Origin of the sequence: Haloarchaeobius caseinilyticus, assembly GCF_051207395.1 — an archaeon.
GTDB lineage: Archaea > Halobacteriota > Halobacteria > Halobacteriales > Natrialbaceae > Haloarchaeobius.
The window spans coordinates 305469-325664 of sequence record NZ_JBPJZC010000005.1; the positions used below are offsets into that span (position 1 = coordinate 305469).

At 63.0% G+C, this 20196-nt stretch carries 19 protein-coding genes; 10 read left to right on the top strand and 9 right to left on the bottom strand.

Going from position 1 to position 20196, the window contains the following annotated elements:
* Positions 1-184 precede the first annotated feature (184 nt).
* The gene (locus ACSC1P_RS21255) at positions 185-2653 is read left to right on the top strand and encodes a hypothetical protein (RefSeq protein ID WP_435362224.1); all 2469 of its coding nucleotides are present in this window, start codon (positions 185-187) and stop codon (positions 2651-2653) included.
* A gap of 117 nt (positions 2654-2770) precedes the next feature.
* Here the strand turns inward: ACSC1P_RS21255 and ACSC1P_RS21260 are convergent, their stop codons facing one another.
* The 3 genes from ACSC1P_RS21260 to ACSC1P_RS21270 form a co-directional block, all read right to left on the bottom strand.
* Positions 2771-4786 (bottom strand): right-handed parallel beta-helix repeat-containing protein, encoded by a 2016-nt coding sequence (locus ACSC1P_RS21260; protein ID WP_435362225.1) that lies wholly within the window; start codon positions 4784-4786, stop codon positions 2771-2773.
* Positions 4787-4990: 204 nt separating this feature from the next.
* Positions 4991-5461: a helix-turn-helix transcriptional regulator gene (locus ACSC1P_RS21265; RefSeq protein ID WP_435362226.1), complete on the bottom strand. Its 471-nt coding sequence runs from the start codon at positions 5459-5461 to the stop codon at positions 4991-4993.
* A 222-nt stretch (positions 5462-5683) separates the two neighbouring features.
* Positions 5684-6259, bottom strand: a complete 576-nt coding sequence (locus tag ACSC1P_RS21270) for a DUF7344 domain-containing protein (RefSeq protein ID WP_435362227.1) — start codon at positions 6257-6259, stop codon at positions 5684-5686.
* A 208-nt stretch (positions 6260-6467) separates the two neighbouring features.
* Here ACSC1P_RS21270 and ACSC1P_RS21275 point away from each other — a divergent pair, with 208 nt between their 5' ends.
* Together ACSC1P_RS21275 and ACSC1P_RS21280 are read left to right on the top strand one after the other, a co-directional pair.
* Entirely contained in the window at positions 6468-6911 is a 444-nt protein-coding gene (locus tag ACSC1P_RS21275; protein ID WP_435362228.1) for a Rieske (2Fe-2S) protein, read from the top strand.
* A gap of 45 nt (positions 6912-6956) precedes the next feature.
* The gene (locus ACSC1P_RS21280; protein WP_435362229.1) at positions 6957-7709 is read left to right on the top strand and encodes an endonuclease/exonuclease/phosphatase family protein; all 753 of its coding nucleotides are present in this window, start codon (positions 6957-6959) and stop codon (positions 7707-7709) included.
* A gap of 286 nt (positions 7710-7995) precedes the next feature.
* Here the strand turns inward: ACSC1P_RS21280 and ACSC1P_RS21285 are convergent, their stop codons facing one another.
* A complete protein-coding gene (locus ACSC1P_RS21285; RefSeq protein WP_435362230.1) occupies positions 7996-8625 on the bottom strand; it encodes a ribulose-1-phosphate aldolase in 630 nt (209 codons plus the stop codon).
* Positions 8622-9326: a ribulose-1,5-bisphosphate 5-phosphatase gene (locus ACSC1P_RS21290; RefSeq protein ID WP_435362231.1), complete on the bottom strand. Its 705-nt coding sequence runs from the start codon at positions 9324-9326 to the stop codon at positions 8622-8624. The genes ACSC1P_RS21285 and ACSC1P_RS21290 overlap by 4 nt, the downstream gene beginning before the upstream one ends.
* A 371-nt stretch (positions 9327-9697) precedes the next feature.
* Here ACSC1P_RS21290 and ACSC1P_RS21295 point away from each other — a divergent pair, with 371 nt between their 5' ends.
* Complete coding sequence (locus ACSC1P_RS21295; protein ID WP_435362232.1) at positions 9698-10717, top strand: DHH family phosphoesterase; 1020 nt, start codon at positions 9698-9700, stop codon at positions 10715-10717.
* A 6-nt stretch (positions 10718-10723) separates the two neighbouring features.
* Here the strand turns inward: ACSC1P_RS21295 and ACSC1P_RS21300 are convergent, their stop codons facing one another.
* On the bottom strand, positions 10724-11368 hold the full coding sequence (locus ACSC1P_RS21300; protein ID WP_435362233.1) for a hypothetical protein: 645 nt from the start codon (positions 11366-11368) through the stop codon (positions 10724-10726).
* A 62-nt stretch (positions 11369-11430) separates the two neighbouring features.
* Positions 11431-12315: a hypothetical protein gene (locus ACSC1P_RS21305; RefSeq protein ID WP_435362234.1), complete on the bottom strand. Its 885-nt coding sequence runs from the start codon at positions 12313-12315 to the stop codon at positions 11431-11433.
* 126 nt (positions 12316-12441) lie between these two features.
* On the opposite strand from ACSC1P_RS21305, the gene ACSC1P_RS21310 reads away from it, so the two are divergent.
* The 4 genes from ACSC1P_RS21310 to ACSC1P_RS21325 all read left to right on the top strand — a co-directional run bounded on the left by ACSC1P_RS21310 (position 12442) and on the right by ACSC1P_RS21325 (position 16301).
* Positions 12442-13491, top strand: coding sequence for a lamin tail domain-containing protein (locus ACSC1P_RS21310; protein ID WP_435362235.1), 1050 nt, complete (start codon positions 12442-12444; stop codon positions 13489-13491).
* A gap of 139 nt (positions 13492-13630) precedes the next feature.
* Complete coding sequence (locus ACSC1P_RS21315; RefSeq protein ID WP_435362236.1) at positions 13631-14689, top strand: transcription initiation factor IIB; 1059 nt, start codon at positions 13631-13633, stop codon at positions 14687-14689.
* Between the two features lie 105 nt (positions 14690-14794).
* Complete coding sequence (locus ACSC1P_RS21320) at positions 14795-15604, top strand: TrmB family transcriptional regulator (RefSeq protein WP_435362237.1); 810 nt, start codon at positions 14795-14797, stop codon at positions 15602-15604.
* A gap of 55 nt (positions 15605-15659) precedes the next feature.
* Complete coding sequence (locus tag ACSC1P_RS21325) at positions 15660-16301, top strand: DUF6517 family protein (RefSeq protein WP_435362238.1); 642 nt, start codon at positions 15660-15662, stop codon at positions 16299-16301.
* Between the two features lie 52 nt (positions 16302-16353).
* On the opposite strand, the gene ACSC1P_RS21330 is transcribed toward ACSC1P_RS21325, so the two are convergent.
* Positions 16354-16815 (bottom strand): hypothetical protein, encoded by a 462-nt coding sequence (locus ACSC1P_RS21330; RefSeq protein WP_435362239.1) that lies wholly within the window; start codon positions 16813-16815, stop codon positions 16354-16356.
* Positions 16816-17203: 388 nt separating this feature from the next.
* On the opposite strand from ACSC1P_RS21330, the gene ACSC1P_RS21335 reads away from it, so the two are divergent.
* Complete coding sequence (locus tag ACSC1P_RS21335) at positions 17204-18472, top strand: RNA-guided endonuclease InsQ/TnpB family protein (RefSeq protein ID WP_435362240.1); 1269 nt, start codon at positions 17204-17206, stop codon at positions 18470-18472.
* Between the two features lie 45 nt (positions 18473-18517).
* On the opposite strand, the gene ACSC1P_RS21340 is transcribed toward ACSC1P_RS21335, so the two are convergent.
* Positions 18518-18814, bottom strand: coding sequence for a DUF8028 family protein (locus tag ACSC1P_RS21340; RefSeq protein ID WP_435362241.1), 297 nt, complete (start codon positions 18812-18814; stop codon positions 18518-18520).
* 353 nt (positions 18815-19167) lie between these two features.
* Here ACSC1P_RS21340 and ACSC1P_RS21345 point away from each other — a divergent pair, with 353 nt between their 5' ends.
* Positions 19168-20157 (top strand): aldo/keto reductase, encoded by a 990-nt coding sequence (locus tag ACSC1P_RS21345; RefSeq protein ID WP_435362242.1) that lies wholly within the window; start codon positions 19168-19170, stop codon positions 20155-20157.
* Positions 20158-20196 lie beyond the last annotated feature (39 nt).

Below are 20196 nucleotides of genomic sequence, written 5' to 3' on the forward strand. Positions count from 1 at the left end.
AGACATCATCCCAAGTCACATCGGGTATTCCACTTGAATCTGCGAGTTCGTTTCCGACGGTTGTGGATTTAGAACCATTTTAGGCACGTTCCCAAACTGTTCACGATAGAATCACGGCCTAAAACCGGCCCATCGTAGCTTATTCGACCGATAACAATGGCCCCCCGAATCCATCCTCAGTCCAATGAGCACAGGGAATCGTGTTGCAGACTGGATACACCGCCGGCCGTTCGACAGGGACGTCGCCATCATCGGCCTGGTGATCGCGGTACTCATGCTACCGCTCCGGTTCGTCCTGAGTCACTTGTTCGCGAAGACCATGCCACTGGTCCTCGCCACGGCGTGTGTCCTCTACCTCCTTGCGTGGAAGGCCTCGACTCGCACTCGGTCTAACGTGTCCCACGAGCTACCGACGTTACCAGCCCCAGTGACGCGGTTCGCGCCGTCGTTCACGTTCTTCGCCATCGGTGCGATGGTCCTCGTCGCCACCGTCTCGAACGCCCGCACGCCGCTGTTCCACTTCATCGCGGCGATGGCGTCGAGTTCGATACTCTTCCAAGTCCTGTTCGGACACGACGACGACCTCGTCCCGGGACTCGTGATGGTCCAGCTCGTCGTACTCTCCGGCGTCATCCGGCTCATGGCGCTCCAGACGACCGCCGGCTTCGTCGGTATCGACGTCTGGACGCACATCACGAACCTCGCCGTCGACGTGCAGGACGCTGGGAGCCTCTCGGTGATGCGCGAGAACGCCTCGCGCGGCGCGAAATACTTCGCCTCACCGTTGTACCACCTGCTCGTCGTTGCAACAGCGTTAATGGCGGGTACAGCGCTCGAAACGGCGCTCTACCTCTCACTCGCCGCCGGAATGGTTTTGACCATCCCTCTCGTGTACGCGGCGGGCAAGCTCTTCGCTCCCGCGCGCTGGGCACTGGCGGCGACCGCGCTGTACGTCTTCAGCGACCACGCCATCAAGTGGGGGTTCAACCTCATCCCGACCAGCCTCGGCGTCCTGTTCTACATCGCCGGGTTCTACTACTTCGTCAGGGTGTTGCAAGACCGCGACGCGCGCGACATCGCCATGCTCGTGTTCTTCATGGTCGCGGTCACCCTCTCACACCAGGTGTCGGCGTTCATCATGCTGGTGACCATCGGGACGGCCGCGGTCGTCCAGTACGTCGTCACGAGTGACTGGCTCTACCCCGAGGTGAACGCCCGCGACCTCTCCGGGTTGTTCGTCTTCCAGGCCGGCCTGCTCTCGCTGGTGTGGAGTATCACGCCGTACCGTGGTGAGACGTTCACCGAAGTGATGCTGAACAAGCTGCGCGAGACCCTGACCGAGTCCGTCGGTCTCGGTGTCGACACGAGCGGAGCGTCGGGCGGGAACATGGCCGTTCGGGAACCGACGCTACTCGACATCGTCATCCCGTACCTGAACGTCGCGGGCTTCCTGCTCATCCTCGGCGTCGCCGTCCTCGGGTGTCTGTACGCCCTCAAGAGCGACGACACCTCGCTGGAGCGCCTGCTGCTCGTGTTCGTCATCACCGCGATGATTCTGTTCGCGCTGTTCCTGCCCATCCTGGGCATCGGGCTGTTCCTGCCCGGCCGCTGGTACGCGTTCATGTACCTCCCGATGGCGATGCTCGGCGCGCTCGGCCTCGCCTACCTCGGGTCGAACCTGAACCCGTCACTCACGGTGGCGGTGTTCTTGCTCATCGCGCTGGCCTACCCGGCCGCGATGTTCGTCTCGACGGACGCGACCATCGACTCGCCCGTGTTCGACCACGACCAGCCCCGGTTCAGCTACACCGAGGCCGAACTCGAAGGGATGCGCGACACGGCCGCATACGTCCCAGACGAGGAGCCACTCTACACCGACTCGCCGTACACGGAGGTGTTCAGACGGACCGGAACACAACCACAGGCGACGATGGCGGCGGTGAATCCGAACACGAGTCGGACTGTCGACGACATCATCGTGTACCGGAACTACCACACCTCCGGTGCGCCCATCTGGGACATCGGCTCGACGTCGGGTATCGTCCCGGTCCAGAAATCCGACATCTGTGGTCCGGACAAGAGTAAAATCTACGCGAACGGTGACGTGACGCTGTGTGTCGGGAACGACGACGACGCCCAGATGAACGACCCGCAAAACCCGAACGAGGACGAAGACGGGCAACAGAACACCGACGACGGCGGGAACGACCAGCCACAGACGACTACCCAACCCGACGACGGACAGGACGATACCACCACGGAGACGCCGACCACGACGGCTACCGAACCGGGCACCACGACCACGTCCGGCCCAGGCACCACGACGACCACGACTGGGCCGGGGACGACCACCACCAGTGGACCGGGCACCACGACCACGACTGGTCCCGGAACCACGACCACATCTGGCCCCGGGACCACGACCACGTCCGGCCCAGGCACGACGACCACCACGTCTGGCCCGGGAACGGCGACGTCCAGTCCGGGCACCACGACGACGGACGATGGCCTGTTCGACGTCGAAAACAGCAGTCGCAGTGACAGTCGACAGCTCGACCAGGCTGGCGTCGGTGGCCTGTTTGGGTCGACGAACGGCGGCCTCCTGCTGGGTGGCCTGTTCGCCGTCGCAGCCGCGAGGCGCGTCGCTAGCTGAGGCTGGTAGTCGGGAAATTTTCGGCAGAAAACGGGTGACGGAGAGCAAGCGGTGGAGACGGATCTCGAACGTCGAGATGCGTCGAAGTGTGAGACGGAAAAACTCTGACTGGGAGACTTAGAGTCGCCGGTCGATCCAGCTATCCAGGATGTCCCAGCGCCAGTTCGCACCGGCGAGGTCGCCGTCGAGTTCGACCTGCGTGATGTACGAGAGGCCAGCGTCGGCCGCGGCGCGGCGCGACGCGTACACGTCGTCTTCCCACTCGTCGTTCTCGACCAGTCCAGTGACCCAGCCGTACGTGCGCACGTCGTTTCGCTTCAGCAGGTCGCGCGCCTCGTTGTAGCTGTTCCACTCGATGCTGTCCTCGTTCGCACAGATGTACTCGAAGAGGCCCCAGTAGTCGTCCCAGCAGTTCTTCCGCCAGGTACCGAGCGCCAGCTGTGCGATTCGGACTTCGCCTTTCACCGAATTGAGATAGTGGTCGTCGGGGTAGGCGACGGAGCGGAACTCCACGTTCATCTCACCGGAGACGACGTACTCGCTCAGAATCTTCGGGAGGTTCTCCGCTGCGAACCGCTGCGTAGTGTCGTAGACGAAGTTCCCGTAGACGGTGAGCGTCGGGTTGTCCGAGTCGGTCCCCATCACGGGGTAGTCGAGTTTGCTAGCGTTGCCCGGAAGCGGTGCTTCGGAGAGCGGTACATTTGCGACCGGCTCGTCGAACGTCTCATCCTGGTCCGGCATCGGGTCGACACCAGACGGCACCGGACAGGTGTCGCTCTCGACGATGTTCACCTCTTCGACGTTACCGGTCGCGACTTGCCCGGGGACGTTCACGGTCGAGTCCTCGACGACGGTGTCGCCCGCGTCGCTCCACGTTTCGAGCCCGTTTCGGTCGTTGCCCGTCTGCTGGATACAGCAGTTCCGGAACGTGTTGTTCGAGCGTCGCGTGGCGAAGACGGGGTATTCGTCGTGGCCACCACCGGTGATGGAGACGTTCTCGAACGTCCGCTCGCCGATACCGTCCGACTGCGCGCGGTCGGTCGCCTCGTCGACGTAGATGGCCGGTGCAGTGTGGTCGCTCCAGTAGCTGTAGTACTCTTCTTCGACGTGGATGCGCGTGTCCTTCACGTGCATCGTGCCGCCGTCGAAGGCACAGACGATGGCTCCGAAGCCACGACCTGCGAGCATCTTGATGTCGCAGTTCTCGATGGTGATCGGGCCGGAGTTGTCCGAGAGCCGAATCCCGCGCTGGTTCTGTCCACCGCGCTCGGGGTCGTCGACGATGATCTCTGCGTCCTTGACGTAGCTGCCAGGGGCACCGAGGCGGACCTGCGTCCGGTCGTTGTTCTTGAACACGCCGCCTTCGACTTTGACCGCACCCTCGCCCGTCGAGGCGTAGAGCCCGTTGTTGCCGAAGCCCTCGATGTGGCAGTCACGGTACGTGAGTTCGCCGTCAGACCCGGTGTACACACCGACCGGATTGACCGGAATGCTGCCGTCGCGCATCTCGAGGTTCTCGACGAGGCCGGTCCCGGCCGAATCGAGCACCCAGAAGCCAAAGGCCGTGTTGTTGCCGTCGTGGTAGCCGACCTTCTCGACGTCGCGCACGAGCAGGCCGTCGTGACAGCCGAACGTGACGGTCGGCGCGACACCTTTCTCCGAGTTGTCGAGGGTGACGTTCTCGAAGGTGAAGTTGTTCATGCTCCAGCCGGCGATCCAGTACTGCTCGTTCCAGTTCGGGCCGGGGACGAACGTCACGTCGTCGCCGATGCCACGGACAGTGAAGTTTTCTCGGCCGTAGAAGTTCAGCGAATTTACCAAATACGTCCCGTTCGGGAACTCTAACGTGACGTTATCGCGTTCGAGGTCGTCGATGACGGGGTCGATCGGCTCGTTACCATGCGGGTCTGCACCCTCTTCGACTACGTTGTACACGTCGACGTCGGCCACGGCGCGGTCACCAGCCGCTGCCGTACCGGTCAGCCCTGCGGCGGCGATGCCCGCTGCACCCGCGAGTTGCAGGCAGTGCCGTCGACTATAATTCTCTGTCCGCTCGTCAGTCGAGTCTTCGGTCGTGCCGCCCACCACGGCGGTCCGCTCGTCCGAAGCCCCGTTCGAAAGTTCGTTACTCATCCACCTAACAATTCCCACGAACAGGACCGACAAGCAACCCGCCCTTCAACTATCCAGTATTTATTAACCCCCCGTTAATCGAGTCAGTAAAACGACGAGAGACTGTTTCACTCCGTTGCACCCCGGTGAAACAGTAGGCGTTCTAAAATGTAGCCGTCGATCAGCGGAAAAAGACGTGTGTTCCGGTCACCCCTGTGAACCGGCTCACGCTGCCCGCTTGTCCACCGCGCCGTCCGCCTCGACTGCAGGTTCCGACTGCTGGATAGTGTTGGTCGCCTCGAACTCCTGGTCGGGGAGGGCGACGATCTTCTCGCGACCGACGGTGACGCGCTGAATCTCGTCGTCACCTTCGAGGGAAGTCAGGTGTCGGCTGACCGTGGAGGAGGACGCGTCGACCTCGTCGACGATGTCGGACTGCCACATGCGGCCGCCACTCAGCTCGACGACGTAGAGGATCTCTTCACTCGTGGTCATGAACTCGCGGTCGATACCGTCGGTAGTCGTCTCGTGCGTATGGGTGTCGCTCGTCTCGACGTCGTCCTCGTCGTCGGCCGAGGTTAACGAACCGATTGCGTCGGACGCGAGAGATTTCATCGAGTCCCAGTTGTTCTGAAGACGGGATACGAACGTCGTCCCAGATGTTGCAGCGTCGGATTCGGGGTTTCGGACTGCCATCACTTGTATAGCTTGCGGCCACGGTCGATTAAATGGTTCCCAATGTGCTTTGGATACGGCGGGAGGCAGAACAACTATACCTAAAGCCCGTCCCTTGATTCCAGTCGTTTCTGTCAAATTCACAACTGCAACAAACCCAACTCTTTATTTTGAGGATAGTGCCCTCAACGGGTGAAGAAACCGTACAGGAACCGAATGTATCGTCGTCTCAGTTAGCCGGCCTCAGCTGGCCGTCGAGAACAGGACGCCCGCGCGGTCGAGAACGTGTCCTACCACCGCGAAGAGACTGGCGGCGACCGTGCCAGCGTGCAGAACGAGGGGCGACGTCGCGGTGAGTTGTAGGGCATTGAGAGTAAGGAAGACGAGACCGACAGCGGCCGCGAGAGCGTGGTAGAACGCCCAGCGGCGGCCAGCGTTGGCGGTCGCTTCGGCTCCCATGTCGAGGTAGCGGTACAGGACGTGCGCATGTGGGCCAGGCGTGATGACGCCGGAGTCCTTGTCGTACTCGACGACGTCCGCGTCGACCAGCGCGGGGACGTGCGACTGGTACAACGAGATGTAGACACGCTGGCGTTCGTTGGATCCTAACTCGTCGACGGTAGTGCCTTCTTCGGCGGCGGCGACACGCTCAGCGAGCGTCCCGAGTTCGAGCGAGCCGTCGGACTCGCGCAAGATATCGACTGCTGCACGGCGGCGCGCGTTTGTCAATAACTCGTACACGTCACCACGCGCGAGGCTGGAGGGCGCACCTGCGGCATCGGCGGCGGACGACGCCGGAGGGCTATCACTCTCGCTCATCGTGCGAAAGCGCGCCACCGAGGGGGTTAAAGATTGAGCCTACCATCCGAGGCTCGCCGGTTCGGCGACCGTACCGACCTTTTTGGTCACGTTATCGGTAGGGAAAACGAATGGGACACGGGTTACGAGCGTGCAGCGGCGCGCAATAGTACTGGCTTCGAACCGATTCGCAGAGGAACTATGTTGGAAGGTGACCAATCCGCGGTCGATGAGTGTTGACGACTGGACGCGACTCGTTCCAGAGAGCGAAATCCCAGAACGTGGCTCGTACCTGTTCACGGTACAGGAGCCAAGCGGCGCGCTGGAGGAGGTCATCCTCGTCCGCGGCGACGACTGCATCGAGGCGTGGAAGAACTTCTGTCTGCACGAACCCGACCAGCGACTCGACCGCGGGATGGGCGCGGCGATGCGTGACGGCGAAGTCATCTGTCCCAAACACGGGTCGATGTTCGACGCCTGTAGCGGCTACTGCGACAACGGCGACGCCGCGGGCGAGACGCTGGTGAACATCGACACGGCCGTCGAGGACGGAACCGTCTATCTCACGGACGGAAGCGTCGAGTTCCACAACGAGGGCGGCATCGATGCGGCTGCGGACGAGGACGACGATGGCGACGACATGCCGGGGTCGAGTTCGCACCTCCAGTTCTAGCGAGCGAAACGGCCTTGTCTATCCCTCCCCTGTTCGGCGACGAGGATGACGGCACTCCGCGTAGCGACGTTCAACGTCCGCTACGACACTCCGGACGACGGTGACGACGCCTGGCCACACCGCCGCGAGCGGGTGGTCGACCGACTGACAGACATCGACGCGGACCTACTCGGGCTCCAGGAAGCGACGCCGCACCAACTCGACTACCTCCGCGAGCACCTGCCCGACTACGAGTGGCTCGGCGTCGGTCGCCGTGGCGGTGACGACGGTGAACACGTTCCCGTCGCCTACCACCCGGACCGGATCACCTGCGAGGACTGGGGTGCGTTCTGGCTCTCCGAGACACCCGACGAACCGAGCGTCGGCTGGGACGCCTCGTACCCCCGTGTCACCACGTGGGCGGACTGCCGCATCGACGGCCAACCCTGCCAGTTCGTCGTGACCCACCTCGACCACGAGGGTGAGCGAGCGCGCGAAGAGGGCGCACGACTGCTCCGTGAGTGGGTCGACACCGACGACCCCGCGCTCGTCGTCGGCGACTTCAACGCGACGCCGGAATCACGTCCGGTTGAGACGGTAACTTCAGACGGGCTTCGACCCGCCCGCGAGGCTGCTGCGACCGCAACCGGCCCAGCCCAAACGTTCCACGAGTTCACCGGCGACGCCCACGCACGCATCGACTACGTGCTGACAAGTGACCACTTCGACGTGCGTCGGGTCGAGACGCTCGCCGACGACGCGCCGTACCCGTCTGACCACTTCCCCGTCGTCGCGGACGTAGAACTCGGGACACGGTAGGCGTTCGGGACAGACAGTCGACGTAGAACACACGACGGCCGCGAGAAACTGCATCGAGGGCTGCCCCGGTGGTGGATGGCTCCGGAGACGCCCTCGGCTGGTGGAACGGGAGAATCGGGGTATGCTAAAGTTAGACTGTCAGGTGACGACCCCCCGCAACTCCCGTTCGTTCGAATACATGTTATATATTTAACTTCATTGCTTTCGCTCTCATGTCGCCGTTTTCGATGGCAATGGCCATCGGATTCGCAGGAATAGAGACAGTAAGTAAACAGACAGAAATCGGTTACTGCCCGTACGACTCGAACTTCTCCTCGACCGTTGCTAGCTGCTCGGTCGACAGCAAGTTCGGCTCCCCAACGGAGCGCGCCTGCAGGTACACCTGGCACAGGTTCTCGACGTGACCGGTGTTCTCCATCGCGGTCGGCAGGTCGTCGGCGACGACGACGAGGCCGTGGTTCTCGATGAAACACGCCCGCGAGTCGGCTTCCTCCATCGCTTCGACGCAGTTCTCGGCGAGTTCCTGCGTGCCGTACGGCGCGTACTCGGCGACTGGGACCTCGTGGCCGACGGCGACGACCATGTAATGCAGCGCCGGGAGCGGTTCGTGCAGGACCGACATCGTCGTCGCCCACGTCGAGTGGGTGTGGACGATGGCACCAGCGTCCATGTCGCGGTAGAGGTAGCGGTGCATCGGCACCTCACTGGAGGGGGACATCTCGCCCGCGAGTTGCTCACCCTCGAAGTCGACGACCGGCACGTCCTCAGCGTCGAAACTGTCGTAGGGGACGCCGGTCGGCGTGACCGCGAAGGCGTCGTCGGCGCGCACGCTCAGGTTCCCGGTCCGGCCCGGGGTCAGGTCTGCGAGGTCGGGTGCCCACTCGACGACCGCGTCGCGTTCGGCTGCGAGTTTCATAGTATCAACTCTGTGAGGTCCGCGAAGTTATCTGTTCGGAAATCGGGCTGGCGGCGGCCCTGCAACTCACCCGCCTCGGCGTTGAACAGCACCGTCGTCAGGCCGAGCGCGTTCCCGCCCTCGATGTCGGCGGCCACGTCGTCGCCGACCATCACGACTTCGCTCGGGCGCAGGTCGAGTTGCGCCAGCGGGAGCGTGAACATCACCGAGGCCGGCTTCTCGTTGCCCGTCTCCTCGGAGGTGACCACAAGGTCGATGACCGATTCAAGGCCGAGTTTCTCCAACTTCTTCAGCTGAATCCGCGTCGTGAGGTTGCTCACGACCGCGACTTTCACGCCCTCGTCGTGGAGTTTCTGCAACGTCTCCGCCACGCCGTCGAACAGTTCCATCTCCTCGATGTAGGTCTCCCAGTACGCCTCGCCTAGTTCCAGCGCGTGCCGGGACTTGTGCGTGCCCGTGTAAATCTCGATGAGCCGTTTGAAGTAGAGGAAGCGCTCGTGCGCCGACGCGGTCCCGGCGAGTTCGCGTTTGACCTCGCTTCTTGCCTCCATGTACAGGTCGTCGAACTCGTCGCGGTCCACGTCGTAGCCGAGGTCCAGCGCAGTCTTCCAGGCAGCCTCCTTCCCCGCCTCGTTACAGGGTTCGTAGGGGTAGAGCGTGTCGTCGAGGTCGACGAACACGGCGCGATAGCGATAACTCATGTTCCACCCTCTTTCGGGTGGAAAGTAATCGGTCTGTCGTTCTGTGACGAGATGGAAGGGCGATGAGAGCCGTCACAACCGGCCTGGCGCGCGCTGGCGAGCATGCCGAAGGCTGCGAGCGGACATCGCGCGAGGGATGAGCGCGCGGTGTGAGCGGGGAGTGGAACGACCCGTGAGCATCCCAAGCGAATCGGTTGGGGAGGTTGTGGAAGCGAGGTGCGTGGGAGGCGGTGCGGTCATGTACCGTCGTGATTCGTGAACTGCTTCACTAAGACAGAAACCCCGACGACAGAGACGACGACAGAAACAGCCGCGAAACAGACGTATTTCCCACACACCCTTCACCCCTCCCGTCCAACACGAAGCCGATAATGGGCCGCGCTCGTGAACTTCACGACCTCCTTTCGAACGCCTCGTCGCTGGCCATCGTCTGTCACGACAACCCCGACCCGGACAGTCTGGCCAGCGCGATGGCGCTGGAGGCCATCGCCCGCAACGCGGGCATCGAAGAGGTGTCGATACTGTACGGCGGCGAGATTACGCATCAGGAGAACCGCGCGATGGTGAACCTGCTGGACGTGAACTGCCAGCCATACTCCGAAGAAATCGTCGACGCGGCCGACCTCGTCGCGTTCGTCGACCACTCGATTCCCGGCCGGAACAACCCCGTCCCGACCGAAATCGGCGTCGACATCGTCATCGACCACCATCCGGCGGACAACGTGGAGGCAGATTTCGTCGACCGGCGAGAGGACATCGGCGCGACGGCGACTATCCTCACCGAGTATCTCGACGAACTGGACCTCCCCCTCGACGGGACGCTGGCGACCGCGCTGATGTTCGCGCTGCGGCGCGAGACGCTGGAGTTCCTACGTGGCGTCTCCGGAGCCGAGTTCGAGGCGGCAGGGCAGTTACAGGGCACGGTCGACATGGACCTGCTCCGGCGATTGTCACACCCGGCTATCAGCGAGGCGACCATCGACGCCATCAGCGACACGATCGACAACCGGACGATTCGCGGGTCAGTGCTCATCTCACACGCCGGACGAACGAGCGAGCGCGACGCGCTGCCGCAGGCGGCGGACTACCTCTCGGACGTAGAGGGTGTCGAGACGGCAGTCGTCTTCGCCATCATCGGCGACGCGGTGGAGTTGAGCGCGCGCTCGACCGACTCGCGTATCCACGTCGGCGACGCGATGCACGACGCCTTCGGCGACGTAGGGAGTGCCGGCGGCCACCGACAGATGGCAGGCGGGCATATTCCGCTCGGGCTGTTCGCCGACGCAGACGAGGAGGCGGAGCTCGTCGACATCGTGGAGCGAATCGTCACGAAGCGACTGGTCGCGGAGTTGCGGTTGAGCGAGCGTGACGAGGACGGGAACGGAGAGTAAGCGAGATTAGACGGTGTCCGTCTGGTCTGGGGTGCTCGGCGCGACCAGCGTATTCTGCTTGCGGAGGAAGACGGCGATGGCGGAGAAGAAGACGGCAGTGATGGAGAGAAGGCCACTCGTGGAGTCGAAGACGGTGTTCGCGTAGATGAGCGTGAGCGCGGCGACGGCAGCGAAAAGCGCGAAAAAGTCCCAGAGTCCCCAGTTGGTGGCGGTAATCCACGTCGGCAAGTCGAGCGTGCCGTTGCGGTGGAGGCCGACGACGGTCGCTGCGATGGCGGTGGAGAGGACGAACTGGACGAAACTGATGAGGCGGGGCCGTCCGAAGCGAGTTTCGAGTGGGGCAAAGACGAACGCAGTCACGACGAAGGTAGCGATGAGCACGGCGGTGTAGCTGATGAGTTCACCCCAGATGGTTTCGGTCGAGTCGGCATCGTAGACGACGGTTTCGAGTGCGGTCGTGCGCGTGTAGAGAAGCACTGCAGCAATTGCAGTGGCAGTGAGCATGGTCGCGATGAGGATTAGTGGTGTGTCGATGAGCGACTCGTCTGGTTCGAGGAGGAAGAGGCCGACAACTGGCAGCATCGCGAGAACGAGCGAATAACAGACGAGAAATCCCAGACCGAAGGAGTTCCGGGAGATGTCGGTATGCATACTTCGACATCTGAATGCAATTATATCAATAATTTGTTCTAGTCGACTGAAAGTGCCCGCCGTTACTCCGTCGGGTTGAGGTGTTCTTCCAGCGCCGCGATAACGTCGGCCTCCGCAGTGTCGAGGTCCCACTTCGAACATCGAATATCGAGAGAGGGCCGCGGCCGGTGGAGCACGAGTCCGTCGTCGGTGACGCTAAAGCCCTCGAACTGCGACCACGGGATGAACCGACGAGCGGTCGTCCATCGTCCCTCCTGGCGCTGTTCCAGTCCCGCTGGTGACACGCGATAGGTACGCTCGTCCGCGACGTTCTGCACACCGAGTTGCAGTGGCAACACGGCAGGTACGACGGTCAGCATCGCCTGCAAGCCGAGGTACCAGACAGCGAATCCACAGAGCGGGAGCAAGACGCCGAGCATCGCACCCCCGAGTTTGAACCGGGCCCGTCGCGGCCAGCTAGCCGACCACTCGACGTCGAACTCGTCGCCGACCGAGGCGGCCGCCAGCCGAGTACGAGCCATGGCGACGATACCACCGCCCAGGCACATGGCCACGATTCCCAGTACGACCCCGGCGAAGCCGATGGCGGGGGCCGCATCGTGTATCTCGAGCGATGCGATGGTCGTGCCGAGGAAGACGAGTGCTAGCAATCCGTACGCGAAGAACGGTAGCACGCCGATAGCGGGCAACAGCCAGAGGAGCACGGGCGAGTCGAGTCGCTCGACCAGCGACCCCCAGCGCGTGACGCCCCACGTCACGACGGCGACGACCACCGCCGCGAGCAGTCCGAGGACGACGAGGGCACTGTCGGGCCGCAACCGGTCGGCAACGGCGAACAAGAGTGCAGGTGAGACCAGCGCGGCGACGTAGCAGCCAACCACCAGTCCGAAGCGCGTGTCCAGTCGCTCGGGGGACTGGATGGGCTGTGTCGACTGACTGGCAGACATGTCTGTTCGTTTTCGAAAGAGTCAGAAATAAATTTCGACGTGACGCCCCAGAAAGTTGCCGGAGTGCGAGCGACCCTAACAGGTTCCTGCACAACCAGATAGCGGATGGGCGCGTCTAGACGTGTAATGCGTCCCGATTCGTGGCGATTTCGCGCCCTCATCGTCGCACTCGTCCTGTGCGTCGTCAGTGCGGGCTGTATCACGACGGGACCGTTCTTCCCCGGCGGTGAATCCGGCGACGGCGAGGCACCAGCACTGGAAGACGGCGTGAGCGTGACGGTCACCCGGGTCATCGACGGCGACACAATCGAGATTCGCTACCGGAACGGGACCGAGGACACGGTCCGACTGCTCGGCGTCGACACCCCGGAGGTACACAAGGGCGTCGAACCGGACGAGTACGGCATCCCCGACACGCTCGCTGGACGGGACTGGCTCCAGAACTGGGGCGAAAACGCGAGTCAGTTCGTGAAAGACGAACTCGATGGGGAGACGGTCGAAGTCGTCGTCGACCCCGAGAGCGACCGCCGCGGCTACTACGGTCGCCTGCTGGCGTACGTCTACCACGACGGGGTGAGCCTGAACGAAGAACTGCTCAGTCGCGGCCTCGCCCGGGTGTACGACTCGAAGTTCTCGAAGCGCGACCAGTACTACAGCATCGAGGCCGAAGCGCAGTCGGCCGAGCGTGGCGTGTGGGGCTTCGCCGCGCGGACGGACGGCGGTGGCGGCACAGGAACCACAGACGGCGAGGACGGCCGGACCGCCGCGAACGGCCTCGCCGTCTTGCAGGTGCGCGCCGACGCGCCGGGCAACGATAATCAGGACCCGACCGGCGAGTACGTCGTCTTCGTGAACCGCGGCGAGGAGGCCATCGACCTCTCCGGCTACACCGTCGCCGACGAGGCCGACCACACGTACACCGTTCCTGACGGCGTGACCCTCGCGCCGGGCGACCGACTCACACTCCGCAGTGGGCAGGGGACCGACGGCGACGGGACGCGCTACTGGGGTAGCGACGGCGCAATCTGGAACAACGGCGGCGACACGGTCGTCGTCCGTGATGCGAGCGGGCAGGTTGTACTGGAGTACGGCTACGGCAGTGCAGCCCGAATTGCGGTGGTTGAGAGCCGGCAGTGGAACGTGTGGCCGTCCGAGACACAAATAGTTTACGTATAGTGTAAACGATAGCCGAAACCACCAGCCCGCACCCGATTCCTGTTTCTACTATCGTACTCTGTTCGGAGAAACTATTATAGTAGTCAACTCACTACCTCCACTCGTGGAGCCCGAGCGACCCCCGCTCGGACGAGCAATCATGAACGGAGCCAACCAGACGGTCGAGACGACCGAGGACCGCCGCCCCGAGTTCACGGAGAACCGACGAACACGGGAGCAAGCCGACCGGTCCGACACCCGGGACGAGGAGACGGACGACCGCGTCCGCGACCGCTACACCTGTCCCGAGTGTGGTGCCGACAGCATCACCGACGACGAACACGGCGAGACCGTGTGCGAGGAGTGCGGCATCGTCGTCGAAGAGGGGCTCGTGGACCACGGGCCGGAGTGGCGCGCGTTCGACGCCGCCGAGAAGGACCGCAAGTCCCGCGTCGGCGCGCCGACGACGAATACGATGCACGACAAGGGCCTGTCGTCGGTCATCGACTGGCAGAACCGCGACGCCTACGGCACCCAGCTGTCGTCTCGAAAACGCCAGCAGATGGCTCGGTTGCGGACGTGGGACGAACGGTTCCGCGCGACCAGCGCCCGCGACCGCAACCTGAAGCAGGCACTCGGCGAGATTACGCGGATGGCGAGCGCGCTCGACCTGCCCCAACCCGTCGAGGAGACCGCGTCGGTCATCTACCGGCGCGCGCTCGAAGACGACCTGCTTCCCGGCCGCTCTATCGAGGCGATGGCGACGGCGTCGCTGTACGCCGCGGCCCGACAGGGCAACGTCCCGCGCAGTCTGGACGAGTTCGCACCGGTCAGCCGCGTCGACCGTCGCGAGTTCGCCCGGGCATACCGCTACATCTGCCGTGAACTGGGTCTCGCGCTCGAACCCGCCGACCCCGCGGAGTACCTGCCGCGGTTCTGTTCGGACCTCGGCGTCTCGAACGAGGTCGCCCAACGAGCACGCGAACTCGTCGAGGCGGGCAAGCGCCAGCACGTCATCAGTGGGAAGTCCCCGGTCGGACTGGCTGCGGCGGCTATCTACGCCGCCTCGTTGCTCACGAACCAGAAGCGAACCCAGAAGGAGGTCGCCGAGGTCACCGACGTGAGCGAGGTCACGATTCGCAACCGGTACAAGGAACTGTTGCGTGCCGACGACGAGGAAGGCGGCGACGACGGGACGCCCTCGCAGGCGACTGCCTAAATCGTCACCCCGCTCTCGCCCGCCGGAAGGTGAGGACGATACGAGTCCCCGAGTAGCAACGACTATCGAAGTCCGTTTCCAAGCCACGGCAACGAACCCGCAGCCATGTCCGACACCGACCCCACGGGAGACCGCACGAACGAGACCGTCGAGTTACTCCGGTCGTTCGAGTTGACCGAGTACGAAGCGAAGTGTTTCACCGCCCTCGCCCGCATCGGGCAGGGAACTGCAAAGGAAGTGAGCGAGGTAGCGGACGTGCCACAGGCCCGCGTGTACGACTGCATGGAGACGCTCTGTGAGCGCGGTCTGGCCGACAGCCAGCAGTCGAAGCCGCGGCGCTACCGCGGGGCCGCTCCCGACGAAGCTGTCGAGACCTTAGAGCGCGACGTGCACGCGAAACTCGACCGGCTCGGCGACGTTCTCCCACGGCTCCGGGCCGACAATCGCCCCGAGAAGGGCGGGGAAATCTGGGTCACCGAGGGTGACGACGAAGTGGCAGAGCGCACGGCCAGACTCGTCGCCGAGAGCGACACAGAAATCTTGCTCGCGGTCGCCGTCGAGGACCTGCTGACCGAGGCCGTAGTCGAGGCCCTGGCCAGTGCGGCCGACCGTGGTGTTTCGGTGACGGTTGGTTCGCCGTCGGCCGACATCCGTGAGCGAGTCGGTGCGGCCGTCCCCGAAGCCACTGCGGTCGAGACCTGGACGTGGTGGGAGGACCACCCGATTCGCCCCGGCGCGATGAGCAGCGTCCTGATGGTCGACGGGCGCTCGCTGCTCGTCAGCGCGGACGCGCCGACCGACCTGCCCGGCGTTCGGACCCACCGCGCCGTGTGGACAGACAGCGACGACGCGCCGCTCGTACGCGTGCTGCGGCCGCTGCTCGCCCGGGCGATTACCGGCGACGGCGACTGGTAGGGTGGTCGGCGGCACTGGTCACAATATTTATGATTTTTCTCACCAGTACTGGCGCATGCAGTTCTCACGGCGGGAGTTTCTGACGACGACGGGGGTTGGCGGACTGGCCGCGACGGCCGGGTGTGTCGGTGGCCTACTCAGTGGTGAGCAGTCTGCCGAGGCGACCGCGGCGACGGTCGGGGCCGACGTCCTCGCACAGACGAGCTACGAACACCTCGGGACCGACCCGCAGACGCTCACGCACACGTTCGAAATCGAGGGACAGGAACAGACGGTCACGCTGACGAACTACCTCAGCACGTACCAGAAACTGGTCTCGCTGCCGGGTATCGGTAAACAGCCCGCCGCGACGTTCGTCGCGCTCGCCTCGCCGACGGTCGAGGTGTTCGGGCAGTCGCTGAACCCGCTCGGCGAGTTGAAGAAAGAAGCGCTGGCGAAGCGCGCACAGCAGACCTACGGGACGATGCGAATCGAGGAGCACCTCGGGAACCAGCAGGTGCAAGCCCTCGGTGCGGCCCGGGAACTGGCACGGTTCGCGGGAGTGGCGACGCTCGCGGGTGTCGACTTTGACGTGCGACTCGAACTCGGAACGGCCCGGCACGCTGGCGACGTGGTGGTGCTGTTCGGTGGCTATCCAGCCGACCTCCAGCGGGAGGCAGAAAACGTGCTGGCGCTGGTGCAGGGTATCTCACACTGAGTGAAGGCCGAAGCGTGCGGGAGACCGGTTCGGAAGGAGCCGGTCCGACAGCTCACTCCTCGCGCGAATCCTGGGCGATGACTCGCAGGTTGTCGACGAGGTCCGGGCGCTGGTCGACGAGTGCGTCGAGGACGCGCTTCGCACACAGACGGTGGAAATCTGCGGCGACCTCGTCGTCACGCTCGCTGTAGTGTCGTGCGACGCCGAGCAGGCCGCTGACGAGGAGGACGAGGTCACCAGCCGCGAAGCCCTCGGTGAACGAGTCGCGGGACTGTGACTGAACGCGTGCGTCGAGCGACTCGACGTGCATCCGGACGTCCTCGATGGTGGACCGGTCCTGTGCCGGTAACTCGTCGGCGTCGTCGAGATAGCCGAGGGCAGAACGGGCACCACGGACGAGTCGCGCGTCCACGGCGACCGTGACCGTCTCACCTGTGCCGCGCCCGGGGCCGAGCGAGTCAGTGACCGACGTGCTGGACGCGTCGACGACCGGCGTGCGGGTTCCGGATGACATGAGCGTTCTCACCCGAATCTGGGGCCGAGAAGACCTTATACGCCGAGCATCGTTCGGTTGGTTTCACATCTCCCGGTTCGGTTGCAATGATTTGTGAACTGGTACCAGACCCTTCACGAGCGGATTAGAGGCCGTTAGAACATTTATAACGGTTTCTACGTGTGCGACAAATAATTAGGTTCAAGGTCCAAGACAGTCATCAGCAGGGATATTCGTGCCGCCATTCGCCGATTATACGAAATCAAGGAGAATACCTGACCCTTTAGGGTCAGGATGAATCCGACACGGTCCTACACCACCCACCGTTCGATGACATGGCTGGATATTCCACGCCACAATCACTCCTTTTAATACACTAATCCCCATAAGTGCTTATGGGCACAGTACGATGCTAAAGACAACCCGCACCTATCGAGCGAAAATCGTTAACCACTCTCAAGTGAGTGACGTCCTCGATGACTGCGGACACGCAGCATCCAAACTGTGGAACGTCGCCCGCTACCACTCTCAACAAGAATGGAACGACACCGGAGAGATTCCGTCCGAAGCCGACCTCAAGCGTGAAATAAAAGACCACGAACGCTACAGTGACCTACATTCTCAATCAAGTCAGCGCGTTCTCGAAGAACTCGCTGAGGCGTTCAACGGTTGGTTCAAAAAGCGTAAGAACGGCGATGCCGACGCGAATCCACCCGGATACAGAAAGCGAGGCGACAACCACCCACGCTCCACCGTGACATGGAAGCAGAACGGCATCAAACACGACACCAAGCACAACAAACTCCGTCTGAGCAAGGGCTTCAACCTGAAGAACTACCGCTCTGATTTTATCCTCACAGAGTACGAAACACGACCCGACGTGACCGTGGAGAACATCCAGCAGGTCAGAGCCGTCTGGAACGGCGGCCATTGGGAACTCCACCTCGTCTGCAAGGTCGAAATCCCTGTCGAGGACGCTCCCGGTGACAACACGGCTGGAATCGACCTCGGTATCAACAACTACCTCGCCATCGCCTACGACGACGGTGAAGCCGAGTTGTATCCGGGGAACGTGCTGAAACAGGACAAGCACTACTTCACCCGTGACGAGTACAACACTGAAGGTAAGAACGGGCCATCGAAGCGTGCGTTACGTGCCCGACAGAAGTTGTCTCGGCGGAAAGCCCACTTCTTGCACACCCTGGCCAAGCACGTCGTTGAGCAGTGCATCGACCACGCGGTCGGTCGCATCGCTATCGGTGACTTGAGCAAGATTCGAGAGGACGAGAACGGTGGGTCTCGAAACTGGGGCAAACGTAGGAACAAGAAACTCCACGGTTGGGAGTTTGACCGTTTCACGACGCTCTTGGAGTACAAGGCGGAGGAACACGGGATACTCGTTGACCGTGTTTCAGAGCGAGACACGAGCAAGACGTGTTCGTGTTGTGGTCGGAAGCGAGATGCGAATCGTGTGGAGCGTGGCTTGTACGTCTGTGAGTCGTGCGGTGCGACGATGAACGCAGACGTGAACGGTGCAGTGAATATTCACAGAAAGATAACTCAGAGTCCTCCTACGGGGGATATGAGTAACGGTCGTTTGGCACGGCCAGCAGTTCGCTTGTTCAATCAAACCTCGGGGCGTTTCGCACCGAGCGAACAGGCGAGTTGCGAACCCTAATATCCCAACGCTCGGGATTCCCGCGTCTTCAGGCGCGGGAGGATGTCAAGCGCTGGTTGCTCCGGACTCCCCGTCACCGCCACCGTGACCGTGGCCGACGACGAGTGTGACCAGATTCAGGGCGAAGAGGACGAGGAACGTGCCCGTCTCGGTGGGTGACCCGAGACCCGACAGCAGGAGCAACAGCAAGGCGAACGGGAGCCCGACGGCGAGCCAGAAGCTCAGCCGCCGGATGGGGGCCAGTAGCGTTTGCGGGTCGATTCGGGAGTCGGACGGAGAGGGGAGCGCGGTGGGCATCGGGATGACCTCGTCGGCGAAGAAGACTATGCACGAACCCCACATATAACGCCACGAGCGTTGTACGGAATTCGAGTCATTTCGCACCACCTAACCGTCTGACGCCGAGTCACGAGACAGCCACAGAAACGCCTAAAAACTTTATACGAGCTTCAACACCTTTTTCTCTAACCCGCCCGAAATGCACAACGTTCTGATATGGTACCCCCACCGTCGTCCTATATCTGTTGGTCCACATAGCATAGTTTGTCATTAACACACATCGTGTGGGAGAGGCTAACACGGGCGACTGGACCTGCGACAAGGTAGCCCCCACCAGCGACGACCTGACTCACACGGGAGACGGCAGCCTCTGCCGGGTGTTCTGTTTTTAACTCCGCCGCCGAACAAGGGCGGCCATGGACCTCGATTACGTCCCACTGGGTCGGACCGGCACGCAGGTGAGCGAACTCGCGTTCGGAACGTGGCGTTTCGGCCGCGAGTCCGAAGGCGGACTCGAAATCGGCGAAGAGCGAGCGTACGACCTGCTCGACGCCTACGAAGAGCACGGCGGGCGCTTCATCGACACCGCAGACATCTACGGCGACGGCCAGTCTGAGACGTGGATCGGTAACTGGCTCGCCGACCGCGACCGCGAGGACTACGTGCTCGCCTCCAAGATTTACTGGCCGACACGCGAGGAGGACCCGAACGGCCGCGGCCTCTCGCGAAAGCACCTCCGCCGACAGATAGACCTCATGCTGGAGCGGTTAGGAACGGACTACATCGACCTGCTGTACATCCACCGCTGGGACGACGAGACGCCGGCCGAGGAGTTCATGCGCACCCTCAACGGCTTCGTCGAGGACGGGAAGGTGAACTACCTCGGCGCGTCGACGCTCTACCCGAACGCCTGGAAGGTGACGAAGGCGAACGAACTCGCCGACAAGCGCGGCTACGAGCCGTTCACCGTCACGCAGCCGCGGTACAACCTCGTCGACCGCGAGGTCGAAGTCGACTACCTGGAGATGTGCGCCGACTACGACCTCGGCGTCTGCCCGTGGAGTCCGCTCGGCCAGGGCTTCCTGACCGGCAAGTACACCCGCGACGACCAGAACCCCGAGGACTCGAAGGTCAGCGCGGAAAGCCGGTTCCGCGAGAACTACCTCACCGACGAGAACTTCGCGGTCCTCGACGAACTCCAGACCGTCGCCGACGAAGTCGACGCCTCGCCCGCGCAGGTCGCCCTCGCGTGGCTCATGCACCACGAGCAGGTGTCGGTGCCACTCATCGGCGCGCGGACAGTCGACCAACTCGAAGAGAACCTCGGTGCAGCCGAAATCGACCTCTCCGAGGAGCAGTTCGAGCGACTCGCCGACGCGAAGGACCACCCGCTCGGCTTCCTCTGAGGCCGACGACGCGAGGGTGAGCGAAACGGCGCGAGCGCC